The organism is Gluconacetobacter diazotrophicus PA1 5 (genome assembly GCF_000021325.1).
GTDB lineage: Bacteria > Pseudomonadota > Alphaproteobacteria > Acetobacterales > Acetobacteraceae > Gluconacetobacter > Gluconacetobacter diazotrophicus.
Window position 1 is genome coordinate 1,630,176 of the sequence record NC_011365.1, and the last position, 19,500, is coordinate 1,649,675.

The 19,500-nt window shown below is 68.6% G+C and carries 11 protein-coding genes; 1 reads left to right on the plus strand and 10 read right to left on the minus strand.

The window, feature by feature from the left end; all coding sequences use genetic code 11:
* The first annotated feature begins 105 nt into the window (after positions 1-105).
* The gene (locus GDIA_RS07285) at positions 106-1,179 is read left to right on the plus strand and encodes a Rieske 2Fe-2S domain-containing protein (protein ID WP_012553792.1); all 1,074 of its coding nucleotides are present in this window, start codon (positions 106-108) and stop codon (positions 1,177-1,179) included.
* 43 nt (positions 1,180-1,222) lie between these two features.
* On the opposite strand, the gene treY is transcribed toward GDIA_RS07285, so the two are convergent.
* From treY to GDIA_RS07335, 10 genes are all read right to left on the minus strand, one after another.
* Positions 1,223-3,979: a malto-oligosyltrehalose synthase gene (gene treY, locus GDIA_RS07290; protein ID WP_012553793.1), complete on the minus strand. Its 2,757-nt coding sequence runs from the start codon at positions 3,977-3,979 to the stop codon at positions 1,223-1,225.
* A gap of 14 nt (positions 3,980-3,993) precedes the next feature.
* The gene (malQ, locus tag GDIA_RS07295) at positions 3,994-6,087 is read right to left on the minus strand and encodes a 4-alpha-glucanotransferase (protein WP_012223031.1); all 2,094 of its coding nucleotides are present in this window, start codon (positions 6,085-6,087) and stop codon (positions 3,994-3,996) included.
* Positions 6,080-7,876, minus strand: coding sequence for a malto-oligosyltrehalose trehalohydrolase (gene treZ / locus GDIA_RS07300; protein ID WP_012223029.1), 1,797 nt, complete (start codon positions 7,874-7,876; stop codon positions 6,080-6,082). Before treZ ends, malQ begins: the two co-directional genes overlap by 8 nt.
* Before the next feature lie 12 nt (positions 7,877-7,888).
* Positions 7,889-10,015, minus strand: a complete 2,127-nt coding sequence (gene glgX, locus GDIA_RS07305; RefSeq protein ID WP_012553794.1) for a glycogen debranching protein GlgX — start codon at positions 10,013-10,015, stop codon at positions 7,889-7,891.
* Positions 10,012-12,240, minus strand: coding sequence for a 1,4-alpha-glucan branching protein GlgB (gene glgB, locus GDIA_RS07310; protein ID WP_012223025.1), 2,229 nt, complete (start codon positions 12,238-12,240; stop codon positions 10,012-10,014). The genes glgX and glgB overlap by 4 nt, the downstream gene beginning before the upstream one ends.
* A gap of 110 nt (positions 12,241-12,350) precedes the next feature.
* Positions 12,351-13,940: a glycogen synthase GlgA gene (gene glgA, locus GDIA_RS07315; protein WP_244455120.1), complete on the minus strand. Its 1,590-nt coding sequence runs from the start codon at positions 13,938-13,940 to the stop codon at positions 12,351-12,353.
* Between the two features lie 350 nt (positions 13,941-14,290).
* Entirely contained in the window at positions 14,291-14,653 is a 363-nt protein-coding gene (locus tag GDIA_RS07320) for a DUF4112 domain-containing protein (protein WP_390614178.1), read from the minus strand.
* A gap of 85 nt (positions 14,654-14,738) precedes the next feature.
* Positions 14,739-15,689 (minus strand): helix-turn-helix domain-containing protein, encoded by a 951-nt coding sequence (locus GDIA_RS07325; protein WP_012223018.1) that lies wholly within the window; start codon positions 15,687-15,689, stop codon positions 14,739-14,741.
* A 140-nt stretch (positions 15,690-15,829) separates the two neighbouring features.
* The gene (locus tag GDIA_RS07330; RefSeq protein WP_231854196.1) at positions 15,830-16,684 is read right to left on the minus strand and encodes a transporter; all 855 of its coding nucleotides are present in this window, start codon (positions 16,682-16,684) and stop codon (positions 15,830-15,832) included.
* 107 nt (positions 16,685-16,791) lie between these two features.
* Positions 16,792-19,248, minus strand: coding sequence for a membrane-bound PQQ-dependent dehydrogenase, glucose/quinate/shikimate family (locus GDIA_RS07335; protein ID WP_012553796.1), 2,457 nt, complete (start codon positions 19,246-19,248; stop codon positions 16,792-16,794).
* Positions 19,249-19,500: the final 252 nt, after the last annotated feature.

A 19,500-nucleotide genomic window follows, 5' to 3' on the forward strand; every position in this document is an offset into this window, starting at 1 on the left:
CATGCTTTCGCATACTGCAACGCTCGGTTTCGCAACGCGGGCAGGACAGCGGGCGGACGGCGCGAGACAATGCCGCATAGTCAGAAACAGAAACAGGGCGGGACGATGGACCAGGACGTGGCGTATGGGAAACAGGTATCGGCCGGGACGCGGGATCTGCGGACCATCGATTGCAATCCCGATTTCTGGTACCCGGTGGCCTGGTCGCGCGAACTGAAGGTCGGCAAGACCATCGGCACGCGCTATGCCGGCCAGCCGATCGCCCTGGTCCGCCCGGTGGAAGGCGGCGTCTTCGCGCTGGAAGACCGCTGCGCGCACCGCCAGGTGCCGCTGAGCAAGGGCGTGGTCAAGGGCCAGGCGGTCCAGTGCTGCTATCATGGCTGGGCGTACGGCCGGTCCGGCCGCTGCATCGACGTGCCGTATCTGGGCAAGGGCAAGCTGCCGAACGGCGTGCGCACCTATCCCTGCCGCGAGGAAGGCGGGCTGATCTTCATCTTCCCCGGCGACCCCGCGCTGGCGGATTCCGTGCCGTTTCCGAAGTTGGCGCAGGTGGCCAATCCGGCCTTCAAGACGCGGCAGTTCGGTCCGCGCGTGAAATGCCATTACACGTTCATGCATGAGAACCTGATGGACATGAACCATCAGTTCCTGCATCGCCGCCAGATGGGGCAGATCCGCTCGCGGCTGCTGGGCCAGGACCGGGGCGAGGATTTCGTCGAGGCGCGCTACAGCTTCGCCCGCACGGGGACCCACCAGCCGCTGGCCGAGGCGCTGATCTTCGGCCGCCATCGCGACCTGGAGGGCCGCGAACAGCCGGTCGAGGAAGTGGTCACGATCCGGACGGAATATCCGTACCAGACGCTGACCATCGTCGACAAGGACGGCGACATGATCATGTCGCTGTGGGCGGCCTACGTGCCGCAGAGCGCCGACCAGCGCGAAAGCCGGGCCTTCGGCCTGCTGTCCGTGCTGCGGCCCAAGATTCCGTTCCTGATCGACGTGATCTGGCCGGTGCTGGGCGGATTCACCAACCGGATCTTCGAGGAAGACCGCGAGATCGTCGAGATGGAGCAGCAGGCCTGGGACGCCCAGGGCGGCGACTGGAACGTGGAGGTGTTTCCGGTGGTCAACCATCTGCGCGCCCTGCTGGCCCGCTGCGGCGACCAGACGGTGAAATGAGTTCTCCCTGTTCTGCAGAAAACGCGGAACAGGGAAAACCGCCTCATTCGGTCACCAGGACATCCAGCGGCATCCCGCCGGCCAGCGTGGCCAGTTCGCGCACGGCGGCGGTGTCGAAGGTCCGGCCCGGGCGCAGCAGCGAGCGCCACGGGCCGGAAGGGGCGTCGCCCCAGTCCAGCGCCGTGCCGCGCCAGGTACCCGGCGGACAGGACAGGTCGGCCGGACTGGGCGTCAGGCCCAGGGTCAGCCGGGGGACGAGGACCAGCATCGCCCGGTGATCCAGCGTCCGGGCGAAGGCGACCAGATTCCGCCGGCGGCCGCCGGTCACCCGGACGGGCCGATAGGCGCCCTCGATGAACAGGGCGGGGTCGCTGGCCCTGAAACGCAGCACCGCGCCGATCAGGGCCTGTTTCACGCGGCCGTCGCGCCAGAGCGGGGCAAGCGACGCGCAATCCGCCTCGCCCGCCGTCACCGCTGCCAGCGCCCGGGTGCGGGCATCGAAATCGACCGGGCGGCGATTGTCGGGGTCGACCAGGCTGAGATCCCAGAACTCGCACCCCTGATACAGGTCGGGCATGCCGGGGCCGGTCAGGCGCAGGGCCGTCTGGGCCAGCCCGTTCAACGCCCCTGCGGGCGCGATCCGGCCGATGAACCCGTCCAGCATCGGCAGGAAGGCGTTCGACGGATCGGGGGACAGGATGGCGTCGAGGAAGGTACGGCACGCATCCTCATACGCCGTGTCGGGGTCGGTCCAGCTTGTGTGGCGCTTGGCCTCGCGCAGGGCCTTGAGCTGCCAGGCGGCCATGCGGTCGCGGAAATCGGCCGCTTCCTTGCCGTGCGGCGGCGCATCGGTCATCGGCCAGGCGCCGATCAGCGCCTGGTACAGGATCAGTTCGTCCGCCCGGTCGGGCGCGCCGGCCCCCGATATGGAAGCGCGCAGGGGGGCGTTATGGGCGCTCCATCCCGTCGCGATGCGCGCCCATTCCCGCCCGCATTCCGACAGGACGGCCAGGCGGGCGCGGGCATCCTCGCCGCGCTTGTGGTCGTGGGTGGCCGTCGCCAGCATCGCCCGGGGCCAGTCCCGCCGCCGCACGGTGTTGGCGGCGTGGAAGGCGGCGACGGTTCCCGCGAAGTGGCCCGGATGGGTGCCGACATCATTGCGCGAGAGCAGGCGGCCATAGCGATAGAAGGACGTGTCCTCGACCGCCTTGGCGGCCAGGGGGGCGGTCAGGTGTTCGAAACACGTGATCGCCTCGCCCGCCGCCGGCCGGCCGGCGGCGCCGAACTGCCGTTCCAGCCACGCCAGCACCGGCATCTGCGACGGCGCCAGCCCCGCCCGCGCCGCCCGGCAGGAATCGTGCAGGACGCGATTGCCCGTGCCGGCCGGGGGCGGCCCGTCGGCGGCATAGGAACGATAGACGGGAAATTCCGCCAGGATGCGCCGCAGGACCCGCGCCAGCGCGGCGGGCGTGAAATCGCATGCCGCCGGGTCGCGCCGAGCCAGCCCGGCCAGCACATGGACCAGCCGCGCCAGGTCGGCACCCAGCGCGTGGTCCAGGATCATGCCGCGCGCCGCCCGCTGTTCGGCATCGAACGAGGTCGCCCCCCCCGCGCCCCAGACCCACAGGTCGTCCAGCGCGCCCTCGCCCCGCTGGTCGTGCAGCAGCAGGTCCACCTGTTCCAGGAAGTCATAGCCCGTGGTGCCGTCCACGCCCCAGCCGGCGGGCAGGGTTTCGCCGGCGGCCAGGATCTTTTCCACGTAGAGCGCGGGTCCTGGCGGCAGACCGGCCGGCCGCTGGGCCTCCACCGCCGCCAGGGCGTGACGCAGCCGCGCGCAATAGGCACCGGGGCGGGCCAGCCCGTCGATATGATCGACACGCATGCCGTCGATCAGCCCCTGCGCATACAGCGCGATGACCGTGCCATGCACCGCGTCGAACACATCGGGATGTTCGACGCATACGCCCGCCAGGCCGGTGATGTCGAAGAACCGGCGCCAGTTGATGATGTCGCCCGCCGTGCGCCACCACGCCAGTCGATAATGCTGCCGGTCCAGCAGGGCGTGCAGCCGGGCGCGTCCCGCCCCGGTAGCGGGGACGAAGCGCGCCAGCGCGCGGTCGATGGCGGTGGCGCCTTCGGGCGTGCGCGCCCAGTCCGCCAGGACGTGCAGCCAGGCCGCCGCGGCATCGGGCGGGGCGCCGCGCAGCATGTCCAGCACGCCGGCGACCGGGGGCGGCACGTCGTCCGCATCGAACAGGTCGGGGTAGTGGCTGGGACAGATCGGGAAGCAGTGCTCGTAATGCCAGCAGGCGAAGCGCCCGTCCTGCGCGTCATGGCGCAGGACCAGTTCGCCCTTGGCCAGGCAGTCACCGTACGGCGCGGCCAGGAAGGGCACCAGCACGCGGTCGCGCAGCGTCTCGTCCGGCGGGGTCCAGTCGATGTCGAACATGTGCGCGTGCCGGCTGGCGCGGCCCCAGGCCAGCACATCCTCCCACCACGCATTGCCGCTGCCGCCCACCGCCATGTGGTTGGGCACGATGTCCAGGATCAGCCCCATGCCGCGCGCGCGCAGCCGCGCCACCAGGCGGACCAGCGCGTCGTACCCGCCGAGTTCGGGATTCACCCGGCCGAAATCGAGCGTGTCATAGCCATGGGTGGACCCCGGCCGGGCAGCCAGAAGCGGCGAGGCGTAGATATGGCTGATGCCCAGGTCGGCGAAATAATCGACCCGCGCCGCCGCGTCATCCAGGGTGAAACCGGCATGGAACTGCAGGCGGACGGTCGCGCGCGGGCCCAACATGGCAGGATCCGTCGTCATGGGGTGGAGGGTGTACGCCGGGCGTCGCGCAGCAGGGCCAGCCGGCGGGCGGCATCCGGCTGGGCCAGCAGGTCCCGCCCGGCGGGATAGCGGCGCTGCCAGTTGGGGTGGCCCGAGATCGTACCCGGCAGGTTGGGCTGCTCGGGCAGGCCCAGCACGTCTTCCAGCGGCAGGATCGCCAGGGGGGACGCCGTGGCGCCGACGAAGCCCACCGCCGCGTCGGCCACCAGGGCCGCGCCGTCCGGGGTCGGCGGGGGCACCGGCGCGTCGGACGGGGCGCCTTGTGGAGCACGCAGCGCGTCCCACAGGGCGGCACGGTCATGGTCGCGCGCCGCCAGCGCGTCCTCGGCCTTCGTGCCCTTCGGCAATTGCCGCAGGGTCTTGCGCCAGCCGATATCCCTGCCCTGCCACCAGCCGGCCACGGTGGGCAGGTCGTGGGTCGTCGTCATGGCCACGGCGTTGCGCCCCCACTTGTCCGGCGGCAGGAACGCGCCGTCCGGCCCGCGTTCGAACCACAGCACGTTCATGCCCATGATCGCGCGCCGCGCCGCCTGGCCGCGAAACCCCGGCGAGACGGTGCCCAGATCCTCGCCGATCACCACCGAACCGTGCCGGCGCGATTCCAGCGCCACCAGACGCATCAGGTCCTGGCGCGGAAAGGACAGGTACGCGCCATCCGTGGCCGAGGCACCATCCGGGATGATCCACAGCCGCTCCAGGCCCATCACGTGGTCGATCCGCACTCCGCCGCCGCGCTGCGCATCCGCGCCGCGTGCGTCCGCGCCACCCTGGCGCGCCATGGCGGCGCGCAGCGTGTCGATGAAGGCGCGATAACCGTGCGCGTGCAGCCCGGCGGGGGAAAAGGTGGTCAGGCCCCAGTTCTGCCCCAGCGGGCCCAGCGGGTCCGGCGGGGCGCCCACCGAAGCGCCGATCAGGAAATCGTCCTGGTTCGTCCAGCACTGGCTGCCGGCGGGGTCGGTCCCGATCGCCAGGTCGGCGATCAGGCCGATCTTCATCCCGGCCTTGCCCGCGGCCTTGTCCGCGCGGTCCAGGCTGCGCGCCGCCAGCCATTGCAGGAAAAGGTGGAATCCGACCTCGTTCTGGCGTTCGTCGGCGAAGCGGGCGACCTCGGGACTGTCGGGATTGCGGATCGCGGTGGGCCACATGCGCCAGTTGCCGCCGCGCGGCCCACGGCCAAGCTGATGGGCATGCAGCGCCTCGAACACCGCATGGCAGTGCAGCGCGCGCCCCTGGGCGGCGACGAAGGCCATCATTTCCGCCGGCGGCGCGGCACGGATGCAATCGTCATACAGGCCGCGCAGCATCTGCATCCGCAACGCCGCCGCATGGGGCCAGTCGATCAGCGGCGCGTTTTCCAGCGCCAGCAGCGCCGAGGGGGCAATGCGCAGCCGGCGCTGGACCTGCCCGATTTCGTGGGCCCGGAACCAGCAGCGCATGTCCGCCAGCAGCACGTTCAGGAACAGCCGGCTGGACGGCGAATAGGGGCTGTATTGCGTGGGCCGGGCAGCGAACATGGCGTGGACCGGGCTGATCGCCAGCGCATCGGCACCGACCGCGGCCGCCTGCGTCGCCAGGTCGGCCAATGCGCCGAAATGGCCGATCCCGCCGTCATGCGGCGCGTGCAGGCCGTAGATCTGCGCCGCCAGGCCCCATGCCCGCCCGTCCTGCATCGCCTCGGCCACCGTGTGGCAGCAGGACGGCGCGATGGCGAGCACGGCGCGCACGCCCCCGATATCCAGCACATGGTAGCCGACCTGGTGGACAGGCGGCAGCGTCAGGTGGCCGTCCCGCGCGCGGGTGGCGCGGCCGGTGACGATCGTCCCGTCCTCGCACTCCAGGTGGAAGGACGGATGGTCCGCCCGGGACGCCAGCGTCAGGGGCGTCCGGATGCCGGCCTGGCCCACCACCATCGGCGGCAGGCCGGCCCGGATGGCGGGACCGCCCTCCAGCACGCGCAGCAGGCTGCGCAGGCTGTCGACGCCGACGCGGTGCAGCGTGCCGCCGGTATCCCGCCACGATGTCGCCAGCCCCGCCCGGCGCGCCCGGGTACGAAGCGATCGGTCATCCATGGGCGACCTCAAGAAGGCGGACGGTCACGCTGTACGGGTCGAGATCGCGCTGGGGCGGCGCCGGCGTGGCGGGCGAACCATCGGCGGGCGAACCGTCGAACAGCACGGTGCCGGCGACCCAGTCCGGCAGGGGCACCACGCCCTCGCCCAGATTGAGCGCGATCGCCAGCACCGCGCCGTCGCCCATGCGCCAGCGCGCCGCCACGGCGGCGGGGCCGATCGGCTGCGCGCCCAGCCCCCGCGCGCCGCGCAGGCGCGGTACGACATGGTGCCGCCGCAGCCGCAGCAGGGTCGCGAACAGGTCCTGCCAGCCGCGTCCGGCGGGTCCGGCGGCCTCGCGCGCGTTCGGGACCGAGGCGGCGAAGGTTTCGGGCTGGTTGGGATCGGGAATCTGTTCCCGCCGCGCGGGATCGCTGAAATGGGCGAAGGCGGCGAATTCGCGGCGGCGGCCATCGCGCACGATCTGCCCCAGATGGGGCGAATGGCTGGTGAAGAACAGGAACGGCCGGCGCGACCCCCATTCCTCGCCCATGAACAGCAGCGGAATCTGCGGCGACAGCAGCAGCAGGCCATAGGCCGCGCGCAGGGCACGCGGATCGGCCAGGACCGTCAGCCGGTCGCCCAGCGCGCGATTGCCGATCTGGTCGTGATTCTGCAGGAACAGGATGAAGGCGCTGGGCGGCAGGCTGCCCGACGGCATGCCGCGCGGCCGCTTGAGCGTGGGAAACACCTCGCCCTGGAACGCGAAGCCCTGGCCGAGAACCCGTGCCAGATGGGCGGTCGGGTCGTCGGAAAAATTCCTGTAATATCCTTCATCCTCACCGGTCAGCAGAACATGCAGCGCGTTATGGCCGTCATCGTTCCATTGCGCGTCGAAGCCCGACTGCAGCAGGCCGGCATCGTTGTTTTCGTTTTCCAGGATCAGATGGACGTGCCGCCCGGCTTCGGTGCGGGCACGGACCCGCGCCGCCAGCTCGACCAGCCAGTCACGGTCGGCAATGGCGTGCACCGCGTCCAGACGCAGACCGTCGAACCGGTATTCCATCAGCCAGTACAAGGCATTTTCGGTGAAGTAGGTGCGCACCGCCGGCTGGCGGAAATCGATGGCCTCGCCCCAGGGCGTGGGCCGGTCGGACCGGAAGAACGGGGCCGCGTAGGCCGACAGGAAATTACCGTCCGGTCCGAAATGATTATAGACCACATCGAGGAAGACCATCATCCCCAGCCCATGGGCGTGGTCGATCAGCGCCTTCAGGTCCTCCGGCGTGCCGTAGGACGATTCCGGGGCGTAGGGCAGCACGCCGTCATACCCCCAGTTCCGCCCGCCGGGAAATTCCGACAGCGGCATCAACTGGACGGCGGTGATGCCGAGCGCCGCCAGTTGCGACAGCCGGGCGCGCACGCCCTGGAACCCGCCGGCGATGCCGACATGGATTTCGTAGATGACCGTCCGTTCCCACGGCATGCCGCACCAGTCGTTGACCGTCCAGGCATAGGCGCGGGGATCGACTACCATGCTGGGGCCGAACACGTCATCCGGCTGCGCGCGCGAGGCGGGATCGGCCACCGCGAGGTCGGGCCGCACGCGATAGCGGTAGCGCGCGCCCGCGCCGCACGGAGCGACGATTTCAAACGCGCCATCGGGCTGGCGAGTCATGGCGATCGGCGCCGCACCCTCGATTTCCAGGTCGACCGTGTCGCACGATGGCGCCCACAGGCGGAAACGCGTCTGGTGCGGCGTGATCATCGTGGCGCCGAACGTGCAGGCAAAGGCGTGGGTCGTGCGCATGGGCGGGTCCCTTCATCTGTCCGATCGCGGGGTGAAGGCCAGCAGGACGACGCTATGGGCGGGAACCGTCCAGTGCATCGCGGCTTCCGCCCCCCCGCCGGGCTGTCCCGGGCCGGTCGTGGCCGAGGGATTGGCACTGTCCAGCAGCAGGGCCCAGCTGCCCGCGACCGGCGGCAGGGTGCAGTCCGCGTCCTCGCCCCCCGGGTTCATCAGCAGATAGGTGGTGTCGGTGCCGTTCCAGGTATCGGCGCAGGACCGCAGCACGCCCAGGACGCGGCCATGGTCGTCGTTCCAGGCGTCCTGCGTCATCGGCACGCCGTCGGGGCCGTACCAGGCGAGGTCGGTCAGGCCGGGCTGGCTTTCGCGACGGCCATACAGGTAGGTGCGCCAGCGCACCGAGGGATAGGCCCGGCGCAGGGCGGCCAGCCGCGCCACGTACGCGACCAGCGAGCGTCCGGCCTGGCTGTCGGCCAGGGACCAGTCCAGCCAGGCGGTCGCGTTGTCCTGGCAGTAGGCATTGTTGTTGCCGTCCTGCGTCTGGCCGAATTCGTCGCCGGCCAGCAGCATCGGCGTGCCCTGCGACAGGAACAGCGTGGCCAGCATGGCGCGCCGCACCCGGTCGCGCACGGCGAGGATGCCGGCATCGTCGGTCGGGCCCTCGACCCCCCAGCCGGAGCTGTAATTATCGGAATGGCCGTCCTGTCCGCCTTCGCCGTTCGCCTCGTTATGGCGTTCGGCATAGCTGACGACGTCCGTCAGGGTGAAGCCGTCATGCGACGTCACGAAATTCAGCGAGGCCCAGGGCCGCCGCCCGCGCCGGTCGAAGATATCGCCCGAGCCGCTGAGTCGCGCCGCCATGTCGCCGCGCTGCAGCGAATCACCGCGCCAGAACCGCCGCACCGTGTCGCGGAACCGGTCGTTCCATTCGGCGAAACCCGGCGGATGGTTGCCCAGCTGATAGCCGCCCGGCCCCGGGTCCCAGGGTTCGGCGATCAGTTTCAGCTTCGACAGGACCGGGTCCTGGCGCAGCACGTCGAAGAAGCCGCAGGCCTGGTCGAAGCCATAGCTTTCGCGCCCCAGGGTGGAACACAGGTCGAAGCGGAAGCCGTCGACATGGAAATCGACCGCCCAGTGCCGCAGCGAATCCATGACCATCTGCAAGACCCTGGGATGGGACAGGTTCAGCGTGTTGCCGCAGCCGGTATCGTTGATCAGGTGCCGCTCGTCCTCGGGCACCAGACGGTAATAGACGGCGTTGTCCAGGCCGCGATAGCACAGGGTGGGACCCAGTTCGTTGCCTTCGCACGTATGATTGTAGACGACGTCCAGCACCACTTCGATCCCCGCCGCGTGCAGGCGGCGGATGGCGGTGCGGACCTCGTGCGGCGAGCCTTCGGCCAGGTAGCCGGCATGGGGCGCGAAGAAGGCCAGCGTATTGTAGCCCCAGTAGTTCGTCAGGCCCCTCTCCAGCAGGAACCGGTCCTTGACGAAGGCGTGGACGGGCATCAGTTCCAGCGTGGTGATGCCCAGGCGCAGCAGATGGTCGATCAGTTGCGGGTCGGCCAGGGCGCGGAAGGTACCGCGTTCGACCGGGGTCAGTTCGCTGCGGCGCATCGACAGCCCGCGCAGGTGGGCTTCCATGATCACGGTGCGGTCCCACGGCACGCGCGGCAGCCGGTCGTCGCCCCAGTTGAAGGCGTCGTTGGTCACGACGCTTTTCGGCATGGCGGGGGCACTGTCGCGCCGGTCGATCGACAGGTCGCCGCGCGGCGAGCTGATGCGGTAGCCGAACAGCGAATCCGACCAGCTCAGTTGCCCGTGCAGCGCGCGGGCATAGGGATCGACCAGCAGCTTGTGCGGATTGAAGCGATGACCGCGCAGCGGTTCGTACGGACCATAGGCGCGATAGCCGTACAACAGTCCGGGCCGCGCGTCGGGCAGGTAGCCGTGCCAGACTTCATCGGTGCGTTCGGGCAGTTCGAACCGCGCGATTTCCCGCCGGCCCGAGGGATCGAAGATGCACAGGTCGATCCGCAGCGCGTTGGCGGAGAAGACCGCGAAATTGACGCCCAGCCCGTCCCAGCTCGCACCCAGCGGCGTGTCCGCCCCCGGCATCAGCCGGGTGGGGAAGCGCATCATGCCCAGCCCCCGCCAAAGGATTCGGGCGAGAGGTACAGCACCGCCAGGGGCGGCAGGACCAGCACGCAGGACTGGTCGTAGCCATGCGACGGCTCGGGCAGGGCCTGCGCGCCGCCGCCGTTGCCCATGCCCGAACCCGCGTACTCTCCGGCATCGGTATTCAGCAGTTCGCGCCAGTATCCGCCGCACGGCACGCCGACGCGATATAGCGGGCGGGGTATCGGCGTCATGTTGCACACCACCAGCACCGGGGCGACGCCCGGTGCCATGCGCAGCCAGGCGAAGACGGCGTTGTCGCTGTCGTCGCCGATCACCCAGGCGAAGCCGTCGGGCGTGCAGTCGGCACGATGCAGGGCGGGATAGGCGGCATACAGCCGGTTGACGTCGCGGACCAGGGTCTGCACCCCCTGGACCAGCGGCTGCGCCAGACCGTACCAGGCCAGTTCGCCATCGGCATGCCATTCGTGCGGCTGGGCCAGTTCGCCGCCCATGAACAGCAGCTTCTTGCCCGGATGGGCCCACATGAAGGCGAAATAGGCGCGCAGACCGGCATGCTTGCGCCATTCGTCACCGGGCATGCGCGCGATCAGCGAGCCCTTGCCGTGCACGACCTCGTCATGCGACAGGGGCAGCACGAATCGTTCCGAAAAAGCGTAGTGCAGGCCGAACATGATTTCGGAATGGTGATAGCGCCGCCAGATCGGGTCGCGCGACATGTAGGCCAGCGTGTCGTGCATCCAGCCCATGTTCCATTTGTAGGAAAAGCCCAGCCCGCCATCGACGACCGGCTGGCTGACGCCGGGCCAGGCCGTCGATTCCTCCGCCATCATGACCGCCGAGGGGCAGAGTTCCGCGATCGTGGTGTTCAGGCCGCGAAGGAACGCGATCGCTTCCAGGTTTTCGCGCCCGCCATGGATGTTCGAGATCCATTCCCCCTCGCGCCGGCTGTAGTCGCGATAGAGCATCGAGGCCACGGCATCGACCCGCAGCCCGTCGATATGATAGCGCCGCAGCCACATCAGGGCGCTGCCGATCAGGAAACCGCGGATTTCGTGCCGGCCGAAATTGTAGATCAGCGTGTTCCAGTCGGGATGGAATCCTTCACGCCGATCCTGGTGCTCGTACAGGAAAGACCCATCGAACAGGGCCAGGCCATGCGCGTCGGAGGGAAAATGCGCCGGCACCCAGTCCAGGATCACCCCCAGCCCCGCATTGTGGCAGGCATTCACGAACGAGGCGAACTGCCGGGGCGAGCCGAAGCGCGCCGAGGGCGCGTACAGCCCCAGCGTCTGGTACCCCCAGGACCCGTCGAAGGGATGTTCCATGATGGGCATCAGCTCGATATGGCTGAACCCCATTTCCACCACGTAGGGGATCAGTTCCCGCTCCAGCCGGTCCCAGTGCATGATGCCCTGCGGGTCGCCCTCCGGACGGCGCCATGACGCGGCATGGACTTCGTAGATCGACAGCGGGGCGGTGATGCCCTGGCGGTCCTGGCGGTTTTCCATCCAGGCGGCGTCGGTCCATTCGAACGGCGTGGGATCGGCCACGACCGAGGCCGTGGCGGGCGGCTGTTCCGCCGCCAGCGCCATCGGGTCGGCCTTGGGCGGCAGCAGGCGGCGTTCGGCATCCAGGATTTCATACTTGTAGCGCTCGCCGGGGCCGATGCCGGGAATGAACAGTTCCCAGATCCCGGCGGCATGGCGCAGGCGCATCGGATGGCGGCGGCCGTCCCATACATTGAAGTCGCCGATCACCGAGACGCGGAAGGCATTGGGCGCCCAGACCGCGAAACGCACCCCGGCCACGCCGTCCACGGTCATGGCCTGCGCGCCCATCACGCGATCCAGGTCGCGATGCAGGCCCTGGGTGAACAGATGCAGGTCCAGGTCGCCCAGCAGCAGCCCGAAGGAATACGGATCGTCGATCTCCTCCCACCCGTCGGCCCAGCCGATCTTCAGCCGGTAGCGCGCCCCGGCGGGGACGGTGCCGACATACAGGCCCCGGTCGTCGACCAGGCGCATGGGGCGTTCGGCCGGGCCCGAGCGCGGGCGCTGCACCACCAGCCGCACCCCCCGCGCGTCGGGGCAGAAGGCGCGGACGATGTCCACGCGGCCATGCGGGTGCCGCCCCAGGATGGAGAACGGATCGGGACAGGTTCCGGCAAGCAGGTCTTCGGTCCCCGATGGAAGGGTGTAGGTACAGTCGTTCCGGGCAGCATTCATATGACGGGATTCCGGCGGGCAGGCATGGGACGGCACAGGGAGACGGCAGGCGGGAACGACACGGCGTCAGTCAGGCGGGCGGGACGGACAGGACCCGCCGCCCCGCGCCGTCAGTGCGGGCGGGCAAGCAGATCGTTGGCACGGACGCGCGCGCGGCGGGCGATGGGGGCGGGCAGCCGCCCTGCCCGTCCGGGCGCGCCCGTGGGACCCTGCATGCGGGGTCGGTGACCCAGCGTGCGCCGCCGCGGACTGACGAAATCCTGGTCCGGATCGGCCAGCGTGGCGTCATTGCGGCCCAGCACGCGGCGGAACAATTGCGCGTATTCATGCGCCTTGTGCCCCCAGGAGACATCGTACCGCGCACCGTTGCGCTGCAGGCTGGCCCAGTAGGGCGGATGGCGGAACAGCATGGCGCCGCGCCGGATCGCACCCACCAGGGTGTCGGCATCGGTCGGCCCGAACAGCAGGCCGGTCGCGACGTCGCTGGTCATGGCCGCCGTGTTGGCGTCGATGATGGTGTCGGCCAGGCCGCCGACCCGCGCCGCGATGGGGACGCAGCCATAGCGGACCGCGCAGAGCTGCGTCAGGCCGCACGGTTCGAAGCGCGACGGGATCAGCAGGCTGTCGGCCGAGGCCTGGATGCGGTGGCCCAGCGGCTCGCTATACCCGATATGGCACGCCATACGGTCCGGGAAACGGCGCGACAGCCGGGCGAAAGCCTGTTCCATGGCCGCGTCGCCGCTGCCGACGACGACGATCTGCGTCCGGTCGTCAAGGACGCGCGGCACCACCTCGGCCAGGATATCCACCCCCTTCTGCCCCGTCATGCGGCTGACCAGGCCCAGCAGGAACACGTCCGGGTCCTGGCGCAGGCCGAATTCGGCCTGGAAGGCGCGCTTGTTGGGGTGGCGGCCGCGTATGTCGCCCACCTGGTAGGGAAACAGCACGGCGGGATCGGTCGCCGGGTTCCAGTCGGTCGTGTCGATCCCGTTCAGGATTCCGATCAGCCGGTCCGACCGCGTCCGCAGCAGTCCCTCCAGCCCCATGCCCCATTCGGGGCTCTGGATTTCCCGGGCATAGGTCGGCGAGACGGTGGTGATCCAGGTCGCGAAATACAGGCCGGCCTTCAGGAAGCCGATATCGCCATGATATTCCACGCCCTCCATCGCAAACGCATGCGGCGGCAGGCCGAACTGTTCCAGGTCCCTGGCGGGAAAGCGTCCCTGGAAGGCGAGGTTGTGGATGGTATGCACCACCGGCGCGGCGGGCAGGCCGTCATAATGCAGATAGGCCGCCGTCAGCCCCGACTGCCAGTCATGGGCCAGCACCAGGTCCGGACAGAAGGCCGCGACCTGGCCCTGCGCGATCGTGGCCGCCACGCGCGACAAGGTTGCAAACCGCACGCCGTTGTCGGGCCAGTCCACCCCCTCGGGGGCAAGGTATGGATTGCCCTTGCGCCGGAACAGGGTCGGACAGTCGATGACCAGCAGATGATGCCCGGCGGCATGGCCCTCCAGCACCGACACCGTGACCCCCGGCAGGGGCGTGAGTTCCGCCACCCGGACCGGGCCTTCCAGCGCGTCCAGCACCGCAGGGTAGCCGGGCAGCAGCGTCGTCACGGCGATGCCCTCGGCGCGCAGCGCGACAGGCAACGATCCGACCACATCACCAAGCCCCCCCGTCTTGACGAACGGAAACATTTCCGAAGCGACGGAAAGCACCCGGATCAAACCGGGAGGCGCCTGATGGTGACGATCCATTCTTCCTGGCCTTCATGATCGGGGAGAGCAACGGGGCGCGAACCTTTGCCGGATTCAGCCACTGTAGGGCTCTAACGACGCGGACCGGCCGGCGGCACAGGACTCACATGAAAGTGATGGCAACGAAACAACCCCGTTCGTTCCATCAATATTTCGAATTCCCGCCTTTGGCGCCGTGTTGCGCGGCAGCGCCATTGGTTTCCACTTCGGAACAAGAATTCCGCACCGCGCCCGCCCCGATGCGCCAGTGCGGCATGCGGGCTATCGCGCCAGGACGCAGATCGTGCGGCTTATTCCCGCCACGGTCCGGGACCGACGTTCAGATAGCGTTCGACCAGCGCCACGTTGCGCATGTTGGCCTTGAACACCGTATCGAACGCATCCCCGGCCAGCGGCACGGTATCCACCAGGGTTTCCAGCGCCACGTTCACAATCATGCGCATCAGCAGCACCCGCGGCACGCCCATCCGCCACGCCTGCCAGACGATGGACAGCGAAACCATCCCCAGCACCAGGCTGCCCGCAGCGGGGAACAGTCCGACCAGCGAGGCCGCGCCAAGGCGAAAGCGCGTGCCCGGCACGCGCACGGCGGCATCGAGCAGCCACGCCAGACGCCGGATGCGCCGCAGGCGACGCATGACCTCGTCGGTCACGGGCGGAAGGATATCTCCGAGGAAAGGTCCTGCATACATGGCAATGCATATGGTCCGGACGGTGCCCGGTTCAACGGGGCGGCCCCTATGTCAGGCCGAGGGATTTCAATTTGCGATACAGCGTGGCGCGGCTGATTCCCAGGCTGCGCGCCGCCGCGCTGGCATTGCCCAGCGACATTGCCAGGGCGGAGCGGAGGACATGCTCCTCGGCCTTCTGGAAGCTGATCTCGCTGCTGGATTCCAGCTTGGTCAGAAGGTTGGGATGTTTCTGGATCATGTCGTCGGTCCAGCCCGCAAGACTGCGCGCGGCATGGGTCGCACCGGTGATCTGCCCGTCATCATTGATGGAGACCAGCGGCGCCGAACACCCTTCGTCAGGACCGAGGGTCAGCACCCGCTGGCCCACATAGCGTTCCCGGAACAGCCGTTCCTCGATCCGGCGTGCCGATTGCAGCAGCGTTTCCAGCACCAGGGACGCCACAGGGCGTGTCGAATCTCCGCTGAGGGCCGCGAGGTTGATCGCCCCCGCGACGCGCCCCTGTGAATCGAAAATCGGCGCGGCATAGCTGGCCAGGAGCGAGAAGCAGAAACGCCAGTGCTCGCCCTCGCCCAGGAAGATGGGGCAGCCGTCCCGGACGGACGTGCCGATGCCGTTGGTTCCCGCCACGCGCTCGTCCCACATCGCGCCCTCGCGCAACTGCAGCCGCCGGCAGGTGAGCAGGTGCGTTTCATCGACGCTGCGCGCCAGGATCGTGGCATCGGAATCGGCCAGGAGCACCATCAGGTTCAGCCCCTGCACCAGGGTGAACAGCCGGCGCATCTCGGGGACCGCCATCTTCAGCAGGGTCGCGGAACGGCCGCTGATATGGCGGAACTCCGCGCCGGAGAGGATTTCCGCCCGCCATCCCTGGGCCGGGTCAAGCTGATACGATCCCGCGCACCGTTGCCAGGATTTCGCGACCTCGCCGGTGCCGGCCCCCGCGGGGGGACGGCAGGACAGATGGGCACCGGAATCCTTGCCGCAAGCCGACCTCATGTCCCATCACCGTTCGCGCGTCGTTTCACCGGCGTTCCGCTTCCCCGCCCCCCTGCCGGCCCGGAGAGGCCTGTCACCCATACAGCATCAATCCTGCCGCCGTGCGCGGGGTCCGTCTTTTGTCATATTTTCTAACGCGCTTACCAGAGATAAACGAACTTGACGTAATAGGCGTTGCTTTCCGGGGTATTGCGGCCCTCGACCGAGTGCTGGTAGCGCGTCGTGAAGGACAGGTGCTGCGAGATGTTGAACATCAGCCCCGGGCCCATGGCCACTTCGCGGCTGTTCGAATCATCGAGGTCCCTGCCGGCGGTGTGGTCGTAGGTCCCCGTCACGTTCTGCCAGTCGAACGCGAAGAACGGTTCGATCAGCTTCGTGGCTTTCCAACTGAAGCGCAGGTTGGTGTAGAAGACGACACCGGGGTCGTAGCTGTGCTGGCCCTTTACATGCCTGGTCGATCCGGTGACCGTCCCGGCGTCGCCGTCGAAGCTGAAATGCTTCCATTCATAATCGAATATGAAGCTTGAGATATTCGACCAGTATTCGGGCGATGTCGCGGTCCTGGTGCCCAGGGGCGTCTGCATGAAGGTCTGGAAGCCGAACGTGCTGTGGGCGTTCGGCTTGAACCAGGCGGCGGGGCCGACGATGGTGGGGCCGAGCCCGCCGGAACTGGTGCCGTTCGCCAGCGTGTAGCTTTCGCCCTGGATCAGTTCGAACGCGAAGCCGACATGCGGGATCGCCTCGAAACTGCGGAAATGGACGTATTTCGTCAGGCCGGACCAGGTATGGCTGCCCCCCTCGGCCCGGCGCTGGCCGAGGCTGTTATAGGTGCTTCCCGCGGCGTTGCCGTCACCGTACTGCACCAGCACGTTGAACGGCTGGAAATCGACGGGCAGGTCGTATTCGTGCGGTCCGATGATGCCAAGGGTGATGTCCGAGGCATGGGCCTTCGTCGTGCCGAGCAGCATGATGCCGGCCGTCGCGAGGCGACGCATGGTGCGCGGCCATCCCGACCTTTCTGTCAGATACATAGGGGGGCGCTTTCGTGAAGGAAATGGGCATCCGGCCTGGACCGGATGCCCGCGCAAGGATGGTCTTGCGTTTACTGGACCGTCGCGCCCTGCGTGCCGTCGAGCGTGTAGGCGATGATGTAGTCGCCGCTGCGCGTTCCCAGCCCGCCATGGCCGCCGGCGGCCATCAGGACGTACTGCTTGCCGCCGACCTCGTAGGACATGGGGGTGGCCTGGCCCCCCGCCGGCAGGCGGTCGCGCCAGATGACCTGGCCGGTCGCCAGGTCGAAGGCGCGCAGGTAGTCGTCCGCCGTGGCGCCCATGAACACCACGCCGCCCTTGGTCACGATATTGCCGCCGATATTATACATGCCGGTCGGCAGGGGCAGGTTGTTGTGGGTCCGGAACGGGCCCGTATCGCGCGTCGTGCCGACCGGGTGCTGCCAGACGATCTTCTTCGTCACCAGGTCGATCGCGGTCAGCGTGCCCCAGACCGGGCCCTTGCAGGGAATCTGCAGCGGGTTCAGCCACGGGTTGGTATAGGCGATATAGGGCGTGCCGTAATCCGGCGACACGGACAGGGCGTCGCCCTTGGCCGCGGGTTCCTCGCCCTGGCCATTCCATTTCGGCAGGGTCCCCGGGGCTTCCAGCGTCTGGCGCTTTTCCAGCCTGATGCGGAACGGCAGGTAGCTGGCATTGGCCAGCAGGATCTTCCGCTGGGGGTCGATCGTGATGCCCTGCCAGTCGACGACGCCGTAGAACGCCGGATAGACGATGGTCGTCTTGCCCACATGGGGCGGCGTGAACTGGCCTTCATAGGCCGACTGGCGATACTCGATCCGGCAGAGCATCTGGTCCAGCAGCGTCGCGCCCCACATGTCGCTCTCCTTCAGGTTGGCGGGCGTCAGGCTGGGCATGGCGGCGGGGTACGGCTGTGTCGGAGAGACACGGTCGTCCGGTGCGTGGCCGGCCGTGGGAACGGGGCGCTCGTCCACCGGATAGCCCGGAACCGGCTGGCCGGTGCGGCGGTCGAGGACGAAGAATTCACCGCGCTTCGTGCTCTGCACCAGTGCCGGGACGCTCTCGCCGTTCTGCCCGGGCAGGTCGACCATGGACGGGCCGGAGGGAATGTCCATGTCCCACAGGTCGTGATGCACGGTCTGGTAGGTCCAGCGGCGTTCACCCGTCACGATGTCCAGCGCGATGGTCGCCGACGACGTGGCGTCGTCGAACGGACGGCGCGAACCGCCCCAGTTGTCGGGCGGCGAGTTGCCCGTGGGGATGTAGACCAGCCCCAGGTTGAGGTCGGCCGTATAGACGCCCCAGGCATTCGGGGTGTCGCGCGTCAGCACGTCGTTCGGGCCGGGCGTCCAGGTTTCCGGCGTGTGGCCGGCGTCCCAGGCCCAGGCGATGGCACCGGTGGTGGCGTCAAAGGCGCGGATGGCGCCCGAGGGCTCGAAATTGGCCTGGTTGTCGAAGATCCAGCCGCCGGTGATCAGGCGGTTCTTGGCGACCATCGGGGGCGAGGTGATGAAATGGAAGCCATGCGGCACATGGCCCAGGTAATCGCGCATGGAAATGAAGCCATGATCGCCGAAATCCTCGCACGGCTTGCCCGTTTCGGCATCCAGCGCGACCATGCGCACGTCGGCGACCGGCGAATAGATGCGCGTGCGGCAACTGGTCTGGATGTCATCGGGAATCCGATAATAGCTGACGCCACGGCAGGCCAGATAGACGTTCTTCGCCAGGTCGGCGGTGGCCGGGTGCGGGTCGAACTTCCACTTGACCTTGCCGGTCGCGGCGTCCAGCGCCATCACCCAGCTATGCGGGGTGCACAGGTACAGCGTGTTTCCAACCTTGATCGGCGTCAGTTCCAGGTTGAATTCGTGCCCCTGGTCCGGGCCCGCGACCGTGCCCTCGCCGTCCTGCTGGACGTCGCCCGTGCGCGTCATCCAGGCGCGCTGCAGGTGGCTGATATTGGTCCGGGTGATCTGCCCCAGGGGTGAATAGCGGTCACCGCCGACGGTGCGGCCATAGGCCGTCCAGTCCGCGTCGGCCACGCCGTCCGACGCCGGGTCCGGCTGGCCCTGAGCGGCCATGCGGTCGGCGGGAAGCGTGCCGTCGATGGAATAGGAGGTGAAGCAACTGATCACCAGCGCCAGGCAGGCGACGGCGAGCGCGCCGAGCATATCGCGCTTGTCGGCCAGCCAGCTTGGGCTGGTGCGCCACACCCACGGCAGCAGCATCCATGCCCCGATGCCGACCAGGGTCATCAGGCGCACTTCCAGCCCCCAGATATTGAACCCGACCTCGAACAGCGACCAGGCCGTCGCGACCAGCAGCAGCCCCGCATAGAGGCGGATGGCCAGTTTCGGGGCCCGGATAGCGCCGGCCGCGATGCCCAGCATGACGGCACCCGCCAGGGCATAGAACCAGGAGCCGCCCAGGAACAGAAGTTCCGCTCCGCCCAAGAATAGAAAGAGCCCGGTCAAGGCCAGCAGGACGGAGGTTATGATCGACCCCGCCCTCGTCAGACTGTCTCGCATGCCGCGTGTTTCTCCACATGTTCCATGGACCGCGCAGCGTGTGAGTCTCGGCACTTCACGGCTTCCTGCGGCCAGCATGCGTGATCAGCATGACCCCCGCGCCGCGCGCCATACGCCATCGAAACGACCTCACAAAGCTGTGTTTCGGGACGAGCCACCTGTCTCGGAAATGAGACAGGTGGCGGCCGATTGGTACCCGGACGAAACGTCTGGACAGCGACGCCGGACCCGCCGCATTAATGAACCGATCGG

Excerpts from the sequence above, each read along its gene's own strand:
- glgB (WP_012223025.1), bottom strand. The coding sequence starts at position 12,240 with ATGAATGCTGCCCGGAACGACTGTACCTACACCCTTCCATCGGGGACC.
- malQ (WP_012223031.1), bottom strand. The coding sequence starts at position 6,087 with ATGGATGACCGATCGCTTCGTACCCGGGCGCGCCGGGCGGGGCTGGCG.
- treY (WP_012553793.1), bottom strand. The coding sequence starts at position 3,979 with ATGTTGGGCCCGCGCGCGACCGTCCGCCTGCAGTTCCATGCCGGTTTC.
- GDIA_RS07325 (WP_012223018.1), bottom strand. The coding sequence starts at position 15,689 with ATGAGGTCGGCTTGCGGCAAGGATTCCGGTGCCCATCTGTCCTGCCGT.
- GDIA_RS07285 (WP_012553792.1), top strand. The coding sequence starts at position 106 with ATGGACCAGGACGTGGCGTATGGGAAACAGGTATCGGCCGGGACGCGG.
- treZ (WP_012223029.1), bottom strand. The coding sequence starts at position 7,876 with ATGCGCACGACCCACGCCTTTGCCTGCACGTTCGGCGCCACGATGATC.
- glgX (WP_012553794.1), bottom strand. The coding sequence starts at position 10,015 with ATGATGCGCTTCCCCACCCGGCTGATGCCGGGGGCGGACACGCCGCTG.
- GDIA_RS07330 (WP_231854196.1), bottom strand. The coding sequence starts at position 16,684 with ATGCGTCGCCTCGCGACGGCCGGCATCATGCTGCTCGGCACGACGAAG.
- GDIA_RS07335 (WP_012553796.1), bottom strand. The coding sequence starts at position 19,248 with ATGCGAGACAGTCTGACGAGGGCGGGGTCGATCATAACCTCCGTCCTG.
- glgA (WP_244455120.1), bottom strand. The coding sequence starts at position 13,940 with ATGTTTCCGTTCGTCAAGACGGGGGGGCTTGGTGATGTGGTCGGATCG.